Origin of the sequence: Thiorhodococcus drewsii AZ1, assembly GCF_000224065.1 — a bacterium.
Taxonomy (GTDB): domain Bacteria; phylum Pseudomonadota; class Gammaproteobacteria; order Chromatiales; family Chromatiaceae; genus Imhoffiella; species Imhoffiella drewsii.
Window position 1 is genome coordinate 124,727 of the sequence record NZ_AFWT01000013.1, and the last position, 15,617, is coordinate 140,343.

10 protein-coding genes and 1 pseudogene are annotated in these 15,617 nt (G+C 61.3%); 6 read left to right on the plus strand and 5 right to left on the minus strand.

Features of this window, described 5'->3' with window-relative positions; genetic code table 11:
• The 6 genes from THIDRDRAFT_RS10905 (at window position 1) to gspD (ending at window position 6,357) form a co-directional block, all read left to right on the plus strand.
• Entirely contained in the window at window positions 1–705 is a 705-nt protein-coding gene (locus THIDRDRAFT_RS10905; protein WP_007040894.1) for a prepilin-type N-terminal cleavage/methylation domain-containing protein, read from the plus strand.
• A gap of 1 nt (window position 706) precedes the next feature.
• A complete protein-coding gene (locus THIDRDRAFT_RS10910) occupies window positions 707–1,633 on the plus strand; it encodes a type II secretion system minor pseudopilin (RefSeq protein ID WP_007040895.1) in 927 nt (308 codons plus the stop codon).
• Window positions 1,634–1,779: 146 nt separating this feature from the next.
• Window positions 1,780–2,889, plus strand: coding sequence for a PilN domain-containing protein (locus THIDRDRAFT_RS10915; protein WP_007040896.1), 1,110 nt, complete (start codon window positions 1,780–1,782; stop codon window positions 2,887–2,889).
• Entirely contained in the window at window positions 2,886–3,497 is a 612-nt protein-coding gene (gene gspM / locus THIDRDRAFT_RS10920) for a type II secretion system protein GspM (RefSeq protein WP_007040897.1), read from the plus strand. Before THIDRDRAFT_RS10915 ends, gspM begins: the two co-directional genes overlap by 4 nt.
• Complete coding sequence (locus tag THIDRDRAFT_RS10925) at window positions 3,494–4,090, plus strand: hypothetical protein (protein WP_007040898.1); 597 nt, start codon at window positions 3,494–3,496, stop codon at window positions 4,088–4,090. Before gspM ends, THIDRDRAFT_RS10925 begins: the two co-directional genes overlap by 4 nt.
• 41 nt (window positions 4,091–4,131) lie before the next feature.
• Window positions 4,132–6,357: a type II secretion system secretin GspD gene (gspD, locus tag THIDRDRAFT_RS10930; protein ID WP_007040899.1), complete on the plus strand. Its 2,226-nt coding sequence runs from the start codon at window positions 4,132–4,134 to the stop codon at window positions 6,355–6,357.
• Between the two features lie 140 nt (window positions 6,358–6,497).
• On the opposite strand, the gene THIDRDRAFT_RS10935 is transcribed toward gspD, so the two are convergent.
• The 5 genes and pseudogenes from THIDRDRAFT_RS10935 to THIDRDRAFT_RS10955 form a co-directional block, all read right to left on the minus strand.
• Window positions 6,498–7,964: a glutamate synthase subunit beta gene (locus tag THIDRDRAFT_RS10935; RefSeq protein WP_007040900.1), complete on the minus strand. Its 1,467-nt coding sequence runs from the start codon at window positions 7,962–7,964 to the stop codon at window positions 6,498–6,500.
• Window positions 7,957–12,612 (minus strand): glutamate synthase large subunit, encoded by a 4,656-nt coding sequence (gene gltB / locus THIDRDRAFT_RS10940; RefSeq protein ID WP_007040901.1) that lies wholly within the window; start codon window positions 12,610–12,612, stop codon window positions 7,957–7,959. Before gltB ends, THIDRDRAFT_RS10935 begins: the two co-directional genes overlap by 8 nt.
• A 436-nt stretch (window positions 12,613–13,048) precedes the next feature.
• Window positions 13,049–14,131 carry a 3-dehydroquinate synthase gene (gene aroB / locus THIDRDRAFT_RS10945; RefSeq protein ID WP_007040902.1) on the minus strand — a complete coding sequence of 361 codons (1,083 nt, stop codon included), beginning with the start codon at window positions 14,129–14,131 and terminating at the stop codon, window positions 13,049–13,051.
• A gap of 10 nt (window positions 14,132–14,141) precedes the next feature.
• Window positions 14,142–14,666 (minus strand): shikimate kinase AroK, encoded by a 525-nt coding sequence (gene aroK / locus THIDRDRAFT_RS10950; RefSeq protein WP_007040903.1) that lies wholly within the window; start codon window positions 14,664–14,666, stop codon window positions 14,142–14,144.
• A 232-nt stretch (window positions 14,667–14,898) separates the two neighbouring features.
• Window positions 14,899–15,501: pseudogene (locus THIDRDRAFT_RS10955) on the minus strand (type IV pilus secretin PilQ); the annotation flags it as partial.
• Between the last annotated feature and the right edge of the window lie 116 nt (window positions 15,502–15,617).

The following is a 15,617-nucleotide window of genomic DNA, read 5'->3' on the forward strand; positions in this document are numbered from 1 at the left end:
ATGCGCGCCATCGACTCGGCTCGATTGCGGTCAAACGGTTTCACCCTGGTCGAACTGCTCATCGCGCTCGCCATCATCGGCCTTATCACACTGCTGCTCTTCTCCGGTCTGCGTCTCGGATCGCGCGCTTGGGAGGCGGTGGACGCCGTGGCGCTGCGCACCGGCGATCTCCGTCTGGCCCACGGCTTCCTGGCACGGACGCTCGGCCAGATGCGGATTATCTCGACCACCTTCGACTCCGAGCCCATCCTGCTCTTCAACGGCGACGCGGAGCGGATCGAATTCGTGGCCCCGCTGTCCGATCATGTCGGCATTCCCGGGCTCTACGTCCTGCGTCTCTCGCTCGAAGACAAGGGATCCAAGCGAAATCTGGTACTCACCCGCTGGCTGTACCACCCGAAGGTTCTTGAGGGGGGAGACGACTATCCGCCCTGGGAGCCACTGCAAAGCGGCCGAGGCATGTCGCTCGATGGCTTCCCTTCCGATATGGACACCGCCGGCGGGGCTTTTGGACGGACTCAGCTGCTCGAAGACGTCGATGTGCTCACGATCTCTTATTTCGGGCTCGCTGACGGCGATAGCGAGCCGCAGTGGCATGAGGATTGGCTCAAACAGACACAATGGCCGACTCTGATCCGCATACGGCTCTGGACCCATTCCCAAACCTGGCCGGACCTCTATGTCACGGTTCCAGGACGGCGATGACATGAAGAGACCCGACCGACAGCGCGGAATCGCCCTGATGCTCGTCATGTGGGTGCTGACCCTGCTCACCATCATGGCGCTCGGCATGACAGCGACCCAGCGCACCGAAACCGCACTGACCGAAAACGCCGTCGCCACCGCGCGCTTCCGCGCGCTTGCCGACGCCGCAATCGCCTATGCGGCCCTATCCTTCATGTCTCGGCCGTCGAGCACCGAGACGGAAGACCAGCAGGACAGCTCCAGCGTTTGGCTACCGAACGAGGCTCCCAAATCCTGGAATTTCGATGGCCAGATGCTGATCCTTCGCGTGTCGAACGAGTCCTCGCGTATCAACCTGAACGATGCCCAGCCGGATCTGCTGCGCTCGCTCATGGAGGTAGTCGGGGTTCCGGAAGAAGAGGCAACCTCGATTGCGGCCGCGATCGTCGACTGGCGGGACGCAGACGATCTGGTCCAACTCAACGGTGCGGAAGACGATGACTACGAAAATGCCGGACTGCCGCTCGGCGCCAAGGATGCGCCCTTCGATTCGGTAGAGGAGCTGCGCCAGGTCATGGGCATGACGGAGGCGATCTACCGCAGGTTGGCCCCGGAGTTGACCGTCACCGCCAATGGGGCGGTCGACGAGGCATTCGCCTCGCCGATAGTTTTGGCGACCTTGCAAGGAATCTCGCTCGAAGAGGCCATCGAGGATGTCGCCGAGCGCGACCAATCAACGGTGCCCGGGGCCACGACACCGACCACTCGCAATCGCGGAGGTCCGGTGTACCGCATCCGGGTCGAGGATGGCGCGGGAGATGGACGCGGCCATGCCATGGAGGCGGTGTTCGAACTCGATCCTGGTCAGGATCCCCCCTATTTCGTCGATTGGCGACGTTACGGAGTCGCCCATTCGGCGCCGATCGTCGTTCCATCGGATGATGGCTAGCTGGCCTAGGATGCGGCCTCCGATTTACACTGAGCACGGTCGGTTGAATATCGTCCGTTTTCCTTCTTCCGGACCAGGCACTCGTTCAGACTAACCCCTTCAGGATCACCACCGGCCACCACGGCCACTGGATTGCAACCCTCGACATGGCCCTCACAGATCGCCTGAATCAGCTCGTTGGCGGCTTCTCCCGAACGGGCGCTCCCCTGCCGAACGCCTTTTCGGAGGATCTCGGCGAGCGCCTCTTGGAGTGTCTTCCGAGTGCCGCTCGGAACGCACTGGCACGCCGTCATCGGCGTCTGCTGATCGAGGTCGATGGTGAGTTCGCGCGCCTGATCCTGATCGCCGGCCCGCAGCGCGACCCGCTGGGTGAGGTTGCGTTAAACGGACCGGCGACGCTCCCCGTGGTCTTCACCGAGCTCGCCAGGGACCCATCGATTCGGATCGAACTCGTGCTGCCGAAAGCGGCCATCCTGCTGAGACCCCTGTCCTTCCCGGCTCAGGTCAGAACCAATCTCTACCAGGTCATCGGCTACGAAATGGATCGTCTGTCGCCCTTTCAGGCCAAGGACGTCATGTTCGACTTTCAGCCTCAGGGGAACCCCAGACGAACCGACCGGGTGTCGCTGGAGTTGGCGATCTGCAGACGCAGCCTGGTGGAACCCTGGATCCAGCGATTCTCCGAACTGGGTGTCGCCGTCGACAAGATCCATTGGATCGAGGCCTGGCCGCGCGCCAACCTGCTTCCGCACGATCAAAGACCACGACGTCGCCGACTGCATCTCAGTGCCGGTTTGGCGCTCTGGATCCTGATCGTCCTCACGTTCCTGGCCGCGATGGCGACACCCATCTGGCAGAAGTCGCGGATTCTCGAGGGTCTGGAAGCGGACCTCAAGCGCGCTCGAAGCCAGGCCGTTGCGGTGGATGAGTTGCGCCAAGAGCTGGAGAAGGCACGCGCAGGAAGCACGGAGGTGCTGAAACGTAAAATCGACCAGATACCGATCCTGGATCTGCTGCGCGAACTCACGGACAGTTTGCCGGACGATACCTGGATCCAAAATCTCGAGTTCAACGATGGACAGGTGGATATCCGAGGCGAGTCCGGACAGGCCACCGCACTGATCGCCGTTCTGGAACAGCTCCCCGACATCGATAGCGTCTCCTTCAAATCCCCGGTGACCCAGGTTGCGCGCACGGGGAAGGAGCGTTTCTACATCACCTTCAAATTCACCGGACCGGGGGAGAAGGAGCAATGAGCCTGATCTCCAAGCCCAAGACATTCTGTCTGTTCGCATGGGGTGCTGCAGCCGTCTTGGTGCTGACTCTACTCGGTGGGACGCTGATTCCCTGGTTGAGCAAGAACGCGGACCTGAATCGGCGCATCTCCGGCACGGAGGACCAGCTGGTGCGCTATCAGCGACTTCTGGACTCGCGTCCGGCACTGGAAGCCGAACTCCAACGGGTGCGCAACAACGACAGCTACAAGGCCTTCTATTTCAACGCGCCGACGCAGTCCCTGGCGGGTGCCCAGTTGCAATCACTGGTGCAGGATATCGTCAACACGGCCCAGGGACGTTTGATCAGCACGCAACTGCTGAACGAAGAACGGGCATCGACCCCGGCCAGGATCAGCGTTCGCACCCAGATTCGGGGCTCCACGGACGCGCTCCTGTCCATTCTCTATCAGATCGAACAGGCGCGTCCCTTCCTCTTCGTCGAACGTCTGTCGATCCGATCCTCGGCCCGACCGATCGTCGTGAATCGGAACCGACCGGGTCGGCCCGTGCGCCGTCCGCCGATGAATCGCGACGAGCTGACGGTGAGATTGGATCTCTTCGGGTTCACACTGGGGGGCGAATCTTGACCAAGCTGATTCCAGGTATCCTGCTCTTCCTGCTGCTCGCAGTCCTGGCGTTGCAGTGGAAATCCTGGCCTCCTACAGCCCCGGTCGCCAAGGTCGGGGATGGATCGAGCCAGCCCGCGCAACCCAGCAGCACGGACCCTTCCCAACCCAACCCGCTGGAAAAGCTCAAGTCATTGGAGGACAAGGACACCTATGCCAACGTCTTGGAACGCCCGCTGTTTCGTCCTGATCGTCGCCCCCTTCCACCGGAAGAGGACGTGCCCGATGAGCCCTCAACGCCCGACAATGCCGTTGAGCTCGATACAGTCGATCTGACCGCAGTGCTCATCAGCCCCGCACTCGTATCGGCATGGATTCGCGATCCCGCACAGCCCAAGCTCGTTCGTCTACGGATCGGCGATGAGTATTCGGGCTGGTCGGTGCAGCAGATCCAGGAGGATCGGGTGCTCATGGAGCGACAGGGTGAAGAGCATGCGCTAAGATTGCGCGATTATTCCAAGGCGTCGCCGACGGCGCCCGCGCGCGTTCCCTCCAAGCAGCGTCCCTCTCCCATTAAGACGAGGAAGCGTGCTGCTCCAAATCTCCGTAGATGATCTGTCGGTCGTCGTTCACGCACCGTATCAATCGAGGCACAATGTACCCCGCGCTTCATATCGATCGCCGTATCCGGCTTGGAGACTGGCTGAGAGTCATCGCACTGATCGCCGTCATCCCCTGTCTGTCCGCGTGTGAGAAGGAAAACTGGGATCCAACCCTCAAGGTGGGCGATCCTCAGGGTCACATCGTCGATGGCGATCAGCTGAAGAAGCTGGAAGAAAACAGGAAACGCGGGGGTGCGAGCGCGAGCACCATTGCGCTCGGTGACGATACGGACAAGGCCCCCCGCGCGCTCGATTCGCTCCAACGCGGAACCGGCACCTTCGTGCGCAAGGTCACCCCCCCGAGCGTCGATACCACCCCGGGAGACGTCACACTCAACTTCGATGGCACCGACATCCGTGAGGTCGTGCAGGTGATCCTCCGGGACGTGCTCAAGGTGAACTATGTCCTTCACCCCTCGGTGCAGGGCGTAGCCTCACTGGAGACAGGACGGCCGCTCCGTCGAGACGACCTGATTCCGACCCTGGAAACCTTGCTGCGCATGAACAACGCGGCGATCGTCTATCGCGACGGCACCTACGAGGTGGTTCCCCTCACGAACGCCATGCAAGGCAAGGTCGTGCCCCAGCTCGGTGAATCTACGCGCGCCCTTCCGGCGGGCTACAGTGTCCAAGTCGTACCGCTGCGCTATATCGGCGCCGAGGAGATGAGCAGCATTCTCCAGCCCCTGGCGCCCGAGGGCAGTGTCATCCGCGTCGACAACCTGCGCAACCTGCTGGTGATCGCCGGAACCAGCTCGGAAATGGGCAATTTGCTCGATACAATCCGCGTCTTCGACGTCGACTGGATGTCTGGTCTGTCGGTCGGGTTCTTCGTGCTGGAGTTCGCCAAGGCCAACGAGGTTCAGACCCAGCTCCAGAGTCTGCTCGCCGATGAGGGCGGCAATCCGCTGAAGGGCCTGTTCCGCTTCGTACCGATCGAAAGCGCTAACGCCCTGCTGGTGGTCTCGCCCCAGGAGCGCTATATCCAGCAAGCACGCAACTGGATCGAGCGTTTGGATATGGCCGAGGCGAGCGGGGACGCTGCCGAGCGTCTGTTCGTGTATCGCGTGAAGCACAGCGATGCCGAAAACATGGCCGAGATCCTCTCTCAATTGTTCGGTGGTAAGAGTAGCGGCTCGAACCGTTCGGTCGGCAGCGTGGCACCCGGCCTCGGCCGATCGAGTATCGGCTCTCGGGCCAATGCGGTGATGGCAAGCGACAGTGGCATAGGCAGCGGAACCTCTTCGAGCGGTTTCTCCAACTCCACGGGGCGAACTCAGCCCAGTTCCTCATCGCACGAACTTCAGATGAGTTCCGCCGTCAGCATCGTCGCCGACGGCGTCAACAACTCATTATTGATTCGTGGTACGGCCCGCGACTACAAGAAGATCCTGGACGCCCTGAAACAGCTCGATATCGTGCCTCTGCAGGTGTTGGTCGAGGCGACGATCGTCGAGATCACCCTAACAGGCAATCTACAATACGGCGTTCAATGGGAGCTGTTTGGTCCCGGGTCAGAGGGAAAGAGCTACGCCACGCTCGACGGCACGCTCGATAGCGCGAATACCTCGGGCATCGGTACCTCGTTCCCCGGCTTCAACTGGGCGCTGATCTCCAACCCGAACACCATCAAGGCGACCCTGAGCGCCCTGGCGAGCGAGAGCCTGGTCAATGTGCTGTCCTCGCCGTCCGTGATGGTCATGGACAATCAGACAGCGAAGATTCAGGTCGGTGAGCAGGTCCCGATCGCGACCTCGGAGCAGCAGAGCACCTCGTCCAACAATGATCGCGTCATCAATACCATCGAGTACAAGGACACGGGTGTGATGCTGTCGGTCAAGCCGCGCGTGACCCCCGGCGGACTGGTGCAGATGGATATCGAGCAGGAAGTGAGCACGGTCGCGGAGACCACCAGTTCCGCGCTCGATTCGCCAACCTTCAAGACGCGCAGCATCAACAGCTCGGTCGCCGTGCGCTCCAATCAGGCGGTCGTTCTGGGCGGTCTGATCCAGGATCAGCGCGAACAGGGCAAGTCGGGGATACCCGGACTCTACAAGATGCCCTTCGCCGGCATCCTGTTCGGTGAACGCACCAAGTCGGCTGGCCGAACCGAGCTGATCGTGGTGCTGACGCCCAAGGTCATTTCGAGCGATCAGGACGTGGAGGCCGTGACCGAAGACTTCCGCAAGAAGGTCAAGGGACTCAATTTCAAGTTCTGATGGTGAGCGGCCAGCCACCAGCTTGTAGCGGCCAGCCACCAGCTTGTAGCGGCCAGCAAGAGAACGACGCACACTGTGCTGGTAGCTGAATAAAAAAAGGCGGCCAGATGGCCGCCTTTTTTATTCCGTTGGGCGAGAGCTTATCTCGGCAGATCCGTCTGGCCCATCAGCCATTCATCGACCGCGCGAGCGCACTGACGTCCCTCGCGAATCGCCCACACTACGAGCGATTGACCGCGACGCATGTCGCCCGCGCAGAAGACACCATCGACCGAGGTGCGATAGGCATCGGCTCCCTCGGTGACGCCCTTGACGTTGCCGCGTGGGTCGAGTTCGAGCCCCGCCTCTTCCTGAAGCTGCTGGATCATGCCCGTGTGCACCGGATGCACAAAGCCCATCGCGAGCAGCACCAGATCGGCCTTGATCTCACCCTCGGTCCCGGGAAGCTCTTTCATCTGCCAACGGCCATCGGTGTCCTTGTCCCATTGGACCTTGATGTAACGCACGGCGGTCACGTTGCCATCGGCGTCGCCGACGAATTCCTTGGTGGCGAAGTTCCACATCCGCTCGCAACCTTCTTCCTGCGAGCTGGAGGTGCGCATCTTGTTCGGCCAGTTGGGCCAAGTCAGCGCCTTGTTCTCCTTCTCCGGGGGACGATCCAGGATCTCGACTTGGGTCACGGACTTGGCGCCGTGCCGATTCGAGGTTCCGATACAGTCCGAACCCGTGTCGCCACCACCGATGACTAGGACGTCCTTTCCTTGGGCACAGATGAAGTCGGAATCTGGAACGAAGGATCCCTGAACGCGCTTACTGTTCCGCGACAGGAAGTCCATCGCGAAATGGACGCCCTTCAGGTCGCGGCCAGGAACGGGGAGATCGCGCGGCTTCTCGGAGCCACCGGCGAGCACCACGGCGTCATAGGTCTCGCGCAGCGCCCCGATGGTCAGATCGACGCCAACGTGTGTGTTGGTGTGAAACTCGACACCCTCGGTGCGCATCTGCGCCATGCGGCGGTCGATGAGCGATTTTTCCAGCTTGAAATCGGGGATCCCGTAACGCAACAGACCGCCGATACGATCGGCCTTCTCGTACAGTGAGACCTTATGGCCAGCTCGCGCCAACTGTTGGGCGGCGGCCATACCGGCGGGCCCGGAACCCACGACGGCGACACGCTTGCCGGTGCGACGCTCGGGCACCTGCGGCTTGATCCAACCCTCTTCCCAACCACGGTCGACGATGGCGCACTCGATGGTCTTGATGGCGACCGGGGAATCGTTCAGATTCAGGGTGCAGGACGACTCGCAGGGCGCAGGGCAGATGCGTCCCGTGAACTCGGGGAAGTTGTTGGTCGAGTGCAGGACCTCGATCGCCGCCTGCCAGTCGCCCCGGTACACCAGATCGTTCCAATCCGGAATGATGTTGTTGACCGGACAGCCTTGATGGCAAAAGGGAATCCCGCAGTCCATGCAACGGGCGCCCTGTTCGTGCAGTTCACCCTCGGTGAGAGGCAGGACGAATTCCTTGTAGTGAACGACACGGTCGCCTGCCGGCTCGTAACGCCGGTCGCGACGCGCGTATTCCATGAAACCGGTTGGCTTACCCATGGTCGACGATCCCCTTCAGCGGCTTGTTCGGCTGTGGCGGTCTGCTCTGGTTGGCTTGCATGTCCTCCAGCGCGCGCCGGTAATCGACCGGCATCACCTTGACGAACTTGGGCAGATAGCTGGACCAATCGTCGAGGATGCGGCGAGCGACCGCAGAATTGGTGTAATGCAGGTGCTTCTCGATCAGCTGTCTGAGACGCTTGGCATCGTATCGCGTCATGTCGCGACTCAGATCCACGCGACCATGGGACTCCAGATCACCACCTTGATGATCAAGCGCCTCAAGGGCGTCGTCCTCTTCGGCGATCGGTTCCAGTCCGACCATCGCAAGATTGCAGCGATCGGCGAAATCGCCCGCCTCGTCCAGCACGTAAGCGATGCCGCCGGACATGCCGGCCGCGAAGTTACGTCCCGTAGGACCGAGCACCACAGTGATACCGCCGGTCATGTACTCGCAGCCATGATCGCCAACGCCTTCGACGACGGCCGTGGCGCCCGAATTACGCACGCAGAAGCGCTCGCCGGCGACGCCGCGGAAGAAACTCTCGCCACCGATGGCACCGTAGAGCACGGTGTTGCCGACGATGATGTTTTCCTCGGCATTGCCGATGGCCGATTCGGCCGGCGGATAGATAATGAGACGACCGCCCGAAAGGCCTTTGCCCACATAGTCGTTACCCTCGCCCTCAAGCTCGATGGTAACGCCACGGGCAACCCAGGCACCGAAGGACTGACCTGCGGTGCCCTTGGCCTTGATGTGAATGGTATCGTCGGGCAGACCGGCATGACCGTAGCGTTCGGCGACCCGGCCAGAAAGCATGGCGCCGACGGAACGGTTGAAGTTCTTCACGGGGGTCTCGATACGCACGGACTCGCCGCGCTCGAGTGCTGGCTCGGCCTGGCGGATCAGGTCGCGGTCGAGCGCACGATCGAGACCGTGATCCTGGGTCTCGCAGTGGTGGATGGCGACCTCGGGACCGACCTCGGGGGTTGCGAGCAGACGCGAGAAGTCGAGCCCCTGCGCCTTCCAGTGCTCGATCGCGCGACGCATTTCGAGCCGGTCGGAGCGGCCGATCATCTCGTCCAGGGAACGGAAGCCCAGCTTGGCCATCAGCTGACGCACTTCCTCGGCGACGAAGAAGAAGTAGTTGATGACGTGCTCGGGCTTGCCGGTGAAGCGCTTGCGCAGTTCCGGATCCTGAGTGGCGACGCCGACCGGACAGGTATTGAGATGACACTTGCGCATCATCAGACAGCCCTCGACGATCAGCGGCGCAGTGGCGAAGCCGAATTCGTCCGCGCCGAGCAAGGCACCGACGACCACGTCGCGACCGGTACGCATGCCACCGTCGACCTGAACCGCGATGCGCGAGCGCAAACGGTTGAGCACCAGGGTTTGATGGGTCTCGGCGAGACCGATCTCCCAGGGCGATCCGGCATGCTTGATCGAGGTCAGCGGGCTCGCGCCGGTACCGCCGTCATAGCCGGAAACGGTCACGTGATCGGCATGGGCCTTGGACACGCCTGCGGCCACGGTGCCGACACCAACCTCGGAGACCAGCTTGACCGAAATGCGCGCCTTGGGATTGACGTTCTTCAGGTCATGGATGAGCTGCGCCAGATCCTCGATCGAGTAGATATCGTGGTGCGGCGGCGGCGAGATCAGTCCGACACCCTGTGTCGAATGGCGTACCCGCGCGATCTGGGCATTGACCTTGTGGCCGGGCAACTGACCGCCTTCGCCGGGCTTGGCGCCCTGGGCGATCTTGATCTGGATGTCGTCGGCGTTGACCAGATACTCGGCAGTGACGCCGAAGCGACCCGAGGCGACCTGCTTGATCGCCGAGCGCTCGGGGTTCATCGAACCGTCGGGTAGCGGATTGAAGCGCTCGGGCTCCTCGCCACCCTCGCCGGTGTTCGACTTGCCGCCGATGGCGTTCATCGCCTTGGCGAGCGTCGAGTGCGCCTCGTAGCTGATCGAGCCGAAGGACATGGCACCGGTCGCGAAGCGCTTGACGATCTCCTTGGCCGGTTCGACCTCATCCAGCGGGATCGGGTCGGCGGCAAAACGGAAATCCATCAAGCCACGGAAGGTCAGCAGATGCTCGCTCTGCTCGTCGATCAGGCGCGAAAACTCGGAGAAGGTCTTGGCGTCATTGGCACGTGTGGCGTGCTGCAGCTTGGCGATGGTCTCCGGAGTCCAGATGTGATCCTCACCGCGCAGCCGGAAGGCGTAGTCGCCACCAACGTCGAGGTGCTTGCGATAGATCTGGTTGTTGCCGTATGCCTGGCTGTGCCAGCGCACCGCCTCCTTGGCGATCTCGGACAGACCCACGCCCTCGACCGTGGTCGGAGTGCCGGTGAAATACTCGGCGACGAAATCGCTGTTGAGACCGATCGCATCGAAGATCTGGGCGCCGCAGTAGGACTGGAAGGTGGAGATGCCCATCTTCGACATCACCTTCTTCAGCCCCTTGCCGACCGCCTTGATGTAGCGCGATTGGGCCTCTTCGAAGCTCAGCTTCTCGGAGAACAGCGGCAGCATCGACTCGATGGTATCGAACGCCAGGTAGGGGTTGATCGCTTCCGCGCCATAGCCGGCAAGTGTGGCGAAGTGATGCACCTCAAGCGCAGCACCCGTCTCGACCACCAGGCCAGAACTGGTACGCAAACCACGGCGGATCAGGTGGTGATGGACCGCCGAGGTCGCCAGCAGCGCGGGGATGGCAATGTGATCGCGATTGGTGTTGCGGTCGGAGAGGATGAGGATGTTGTAGCCCGCGAGCACCGCATCCTCGGCCTCCTTGCAGAGACGCTCGAGCGCGGTGGACATCCCCGCGTCGCCCTCGCCCGAGGCGTAGACCATGTGCAGCGAGGTGGTGCGGAAGGCACCGCCGCTGTTGTCCTCGATGTGACGCACCCGCTCCAGGTCCTGGTTGGTCAGCACCGGCTGGTTGACCTCAAGACGCCAGTTTTTACCGGCTTCGTTGAGACCGAGCAGGTTCGGTCGCGGACCGATGAGCGACACCAGCGACATCACCAGCTCTTCGCGGATCGGATCGATCGGCGGATTGGTGACCTGAGCGAAGTTCTGCTTGAAATAGGTCGAGAGATGCTTCGGGCGGCTCGACAGCACCGAAGGCGGATTGTCCGCGCCCATCGATCCGATCGCCTCCTGACCCGTGGCGACCATCGGTGTGAGCAGGAACTTGAGGTCTTCCTGGCTATAGCCGAAGGCCTGCTGCGCGTCGAGCAAGGTGTCGTCGTCCGGCGCCATGGGGGCGACGTTGGTCGGCAACTCGTCGAGATGGATCTGGGTCTTGGACAGCCATTCACGGTACGGCTGCGCCGAGGCCAATTCGGCCTTGAGTTCGCCGTCGTCGATGATGCGGCCCTGTTCGAGATCGATCAGGAACATCTTGCCGGGCTGCAGCCGCCATTTCTTGACGATCCGCTCCTCGGCGATGTCCAGGACGCCCATCTCGGAGGCCATGATAACCATGTCATCGTTGGTGACGAGATAGCGTGCCGGGCGCAAACCGTTGCGGTCCAGGGTCGCGCCGATCTGACGGCCGTCGGTGAAGGCGACTGCGGCCGGACCGTCCCAGGGCTCCATCAGCGCGGCATGGTACTCGTAGAAGGCGCGCCGTTCGGCGTCCATCTGCTTGTTGCCGGACCAGGCCTCGGGGATCAGGATCATCATGGCGTGGGCGAGGGAGTAGCCGCCCATCACCAGCAGCTCGAGCGCATTGTCGAAGCTGGCCGAGTCGGACTGACCCTCGGGGATCAGCGGCCAGATGCTGTCGAGGTCGTCGCCGAGGATCTCCGAGCGCATGGTGTGACGACGCGCGGCCATCCAGTTGACGTTACCGCGCACGGTGTTGATCTCGCCGTTGTGGCAGATCATACGGAACGGCTGAGCCAGATCCCAGGTCGGGAAGGTGTTGGTGGAGAAACGCTGATGCACCAGGGCCAGGGCCGAGGCGAAACGTTCATCGCTGAGATCCAGGTAGTACTTGCCGACCTGATCGGCGAGCAGCATGCCTTTGTAATTGATGGTGCGCGAGGACAGCGAAACCACGTAATAGGCGGTTTTGTCGAATCCGGCGCTACGGATCTCGTTGTCCATGCGCTTGCGGATGACGAACAGGCGCCGCTCGAAGGCCGCCTGATCGGAACAGTGATTGCCCAAACCGACGAAGACCTGGCGTACCACGGGCTCGCTCGGCAGCACGCTCTCACCGAGTGAACTATTGTCCACCGGGACGTCACGCCAACCGAGTACGCGCTGACCGCCTTCCTCAAGGCGACGGGTGACCGTCTCCTCCATGCCGGCGCGAGCGCTCTCATCCTTGGGCAGAAACACCATGCCCACACCATAGGCACCGACGGGCGGCAATTCGAAATCGACCACGGCGCGGAAGAAGGCGTCGGGGATCTGGACCAAGATTCCAGCACCATCTCCGGCCTTCGGATCGGCGCCGACAGCACCGCGATGGGTCAATCGGTCGAGGATTTCGAGCCCCTGTTGAACGATCGCGTGGCTTTTCTTGTTCTTGATGTGACAGACGAAGCCGACGCCACAGGCGTCACGCTCATTGGCTGGGTCATAGAGACCCTGTGCGGGTGGTAGTGCACGAAGGCTCATCGCTGACCTCGTTGATACCTAAGGTAAGTAATTCGACTGTATGGCGTTCGCCGAATACGCGTCCACCGGCGCTCATGGAAAGCCGAATGGTTCAGTTTCGGACGGACACCACCATCCTGTGATCTTTGGGCCGGATCGCGGTGGGTCGACGGCAACGAGCCGTGATCGACATCCGATATCCAGTGTGATCAGACTTCAGCGGCCCGGTCGTCCAGCGCGGAAGTCCGGCGGGAGATCGTCGTTCATATCGACGTATCACGAGACAACCAGACCGGGTTGAAATCGCGAACCCACGATCATATCGCCTTTGCATTGAGCATGCCAGCAAAAACAAGGGTCTTTGAGGGTTCAGAGAGCGGAAGAGGTCGGTGGAATACAAGGTAAACCGCACCACGATAGTGCGGAATGTCACATTATCGAGCGCCTATCGCATCCATCAAGGACAGCGATCGGCCAAAGTCGCGTAGAGCAGGTCCGGCTCGACATAGGAGGTCACGATGGCATCGCCCAAGGCCTTTAGGAGAACGAAGCGCATCTTCCCGGAGAGCACCTTCTTATCCACCGACATGAGGTCAAGGAAGCGCTCCGGCGACAGATCGGCCGGCGGGTCGGTGGGCAGACCGGCTGAGGAAACGAGTCGACGCACGCGTTCCACATCGCCTTCGTCGAGCCAACCGAGCCGCTGTGAGAGGTTGGCCGCCATACAGGTCCCTACCGCGACGGCCTCCCCATGTAACCAGGTTCCATAACCCGCTCCAGCCTCGATCGCGTGACCAAAGGTGTGGCCCAGATTGAGAAGCGCGCGCTGGCCCGATTCGAGTTCGTCCTCGGCGACGATCGCGGCCTTGATCTCACAGGATCGCTTGATCGCATGTCCCAAGGCGCTCGGGTCGCGGGCGAGAAGTTCGGCCATGTGGGATTCCATCCAGGCCAGGAAGGGGAGATCCCGAATGAAGCCGTATTTCAGCACCTCGGCAAGTCCTGCCGAAAGCTCCTTCTGCGCGAGCGTTTCCAGCGTGTCGGTATCGGCAATCACCGCCAGAGGCTGATGGAAGGCGCCGATCATGTTCTTGCCGGCTGGATGATTGATCCCCGTCTTTCCACCGACCGAGGAGTCGACCTGTGCAAGCAGGGTCGTCGGAACCTGGATGAAGGGCACCCCGCGCTGATAGCAGGCTGCCGCGAATCCGGTCATATCGCCGACGACACCGCCACCGAGTGCGATCAGGGTGCAATCCCGAGCGAAGCGCTCGTGCAACAGTGCATCGAAGATCCGATTCCAGACCTCCAGTGTCTTGTATTGCTCTCCATCCGGAAGCACGACCTCGGAAATATGATAATCCGCCAGAGCCGCCTTCACCGAGTCCAAATAGATCGGAGCGACCGTCTCGTTGGTGACGATCATCACTCTCTCGCCCCGAACGTGCGGCCGATAAAATTCTGGATCTGCGATCAGTCCGCTTCCGATATAGATCGGGTAGCTGCGCAATCCGAGGTCGACGTTCAGTGTTTGAGCCATGATTGAAGATTCAGATCTCTTCGGATTCGAGTCGTCGGCAGATTTCCTTAACCACCGAACTGGTGCCTCGTTTTTCGGTGGAGACCACCATATCGGCCACTTGCCGATAGAGCGGTTCCCGCTCCGCCATGATCTCGCGGAGCCGTTCGAGCGGATCCTCCGTTTCGAGCAGGGGGCGATTGCGATCGCGTGCCGTACGGGAGTATTGCTGCTCGGGACTGCAGTGCAGATAGATGACGACGCCCCTCGCCGAGAGATCCTGACGATTCTCCGGGTTCAGGATGGCACCGCCACCGGTGGCTAGAACGATCCGCTCCTCGGCCACTAAGGCCTCGATGACCTGCCTCTCGCGGGCCCGGAAACCTGTTTCGCCCTCGAACTCGAAAATGGTTGGAATATCGACGCCGGTACGACGCTGAATTTCCTGGTCACTGTCCTTGAAGGTATAGGACAGGGTTTCGGCCAGCTGCCGGCCAACGGTGCTCTTGCCGGCGCCCATGGGGCCGACGATAAAAATGTTCTGTGCGCGCATCATAGCGGAAAGGTATGCCAGATTTTTGGCATGCAAGCAAGGGCGCGCGCGCCGAGCGCGCGCCGTGAAAAGGAAGACCAGGCGAGAGACGCCCGCTCTGGAAGGCTAGAACCTCGGATGAAACGCGTGGCTCGATCCGAGCTCCGGCTGGCGTCACGATGCGTCCGTGTCCCCATCGCGCCAACCATAGCGGAATGGGGGCCGACTCGATAGCCATTGGTTGGTGTAAGACACCTCAACGCTGAACGAGATTGCTCTTTAGGATCTTCGGTGTCACAAAGATCAGAAGTTCCGAATTGTTGTCCGAACGGCTTTCCGTCTTGAACAAACGACCAAGCACAGGGATGTCACCCAGCCAAGGCACTTGCTCCTTATTGAATGCCTTCTCACGCTCGTAGACACCGCCTAATACCACGGTTTCACCGTTGTCGACCAGCACGTTCGTCTCGACCGCTCGCGTCTCAACTGGCGGCACGCCGTTCACAAGGTTGGTGAAATCGGGATTATCTTTGTTGACTTTGAGATCCATCATAATGCGATCGTCAGGCGTGATATGGGGAGTAACATCCAGCTGTAGCGCCGCCTCCTTGAATGACACAGAGGTATTCCCCTCTCCGGTCTTCTCCTGATAAGGAATCTCGGAGCCGACCTTGATAGTCGCCTGATGCTGGTCCGAGGTGATGACCCTGGGACTAGAGACGATCTCTCCTCGGCCTTCACGCTGCATCGCCGAGAGCTCTAGCTGAAGCAAATAAGACCCGACCTTTCCGAGCAGGAAGTCGATGGATCCGGACGCAGCCCCCGCTGGCAGGTTGGTGATGAGAGTCGTGTTACCGCTGTTGTCGGTCAGGGTGGAATTATACCCGTCTCATACGAATTTTCGGCTCAGGCTCCCTCGTTAACCGTCTGCTCACCATGGTAATCTCCAGCGCATGAACGACTACCGACTGAGCG

Coding starts and splice junctions, on each gene's coding strand:
- THIDRDRAFT_RS10905 (WP_007040894.1), top strand. CDS start 1: ATGCGCGCCATCGACTCGGCTCGATTGCGGTCAAACGGTTTCACCCTG.
- THIDRDRAFT_RS10910 (WP_007040895.1), top strand. CDS start 707: ATGAAGAGACCCGACCGACAGCGCGGAATCGCCCTGATGCTCGTCATG.
- THIDRDRAFT_RS10915 (WP_007040896.1), top strand. CDS start 1,780: ATGGCCCTCACAGATCGCCTGAATCAGCTCGTTGGCGGCTTCTCCCGA.
- gspM (WP_007040897.1), top strand. CDS start 2,886: ATGAGCCTGATCTCCAAGCCCAAGACATTCTGTCTGTTCGCATGGGGT.
- gspD (WP_007040899.1), top strand. CDS start 4,132: ATGTACCCCGCGCTTCATATCGATCGCCGTATCCGGCTTGGAGACTGG.
- THIDRDRAFT_RS10935 (WP_007040900.1), bottom strand. CDS start 7,964: ATGGGTAAGCCAACCGGTTTCATGGAATACGCGCGTCGCGACCGGCGT.
- gltB (WP_007040901.1), bottom strand. CDS start 12,612: ATGAGCCTTCGTGCACTACCACCCGCACAGGGTCTCTATGACCCAGCC.
- aroB (WP_007040902.1), bottom strand. CDS start 14,131: ATGGCTCAAACACTGAACGTCGACCTCGGATTGCGCAGCTACCCGATC.
- aroK (WP_007040903.1), bottom strand. CDS start 14,666: ATGATGCGCGCACAGAACATTTTTATCGTCGGCCCCATGGGCGCCGGC.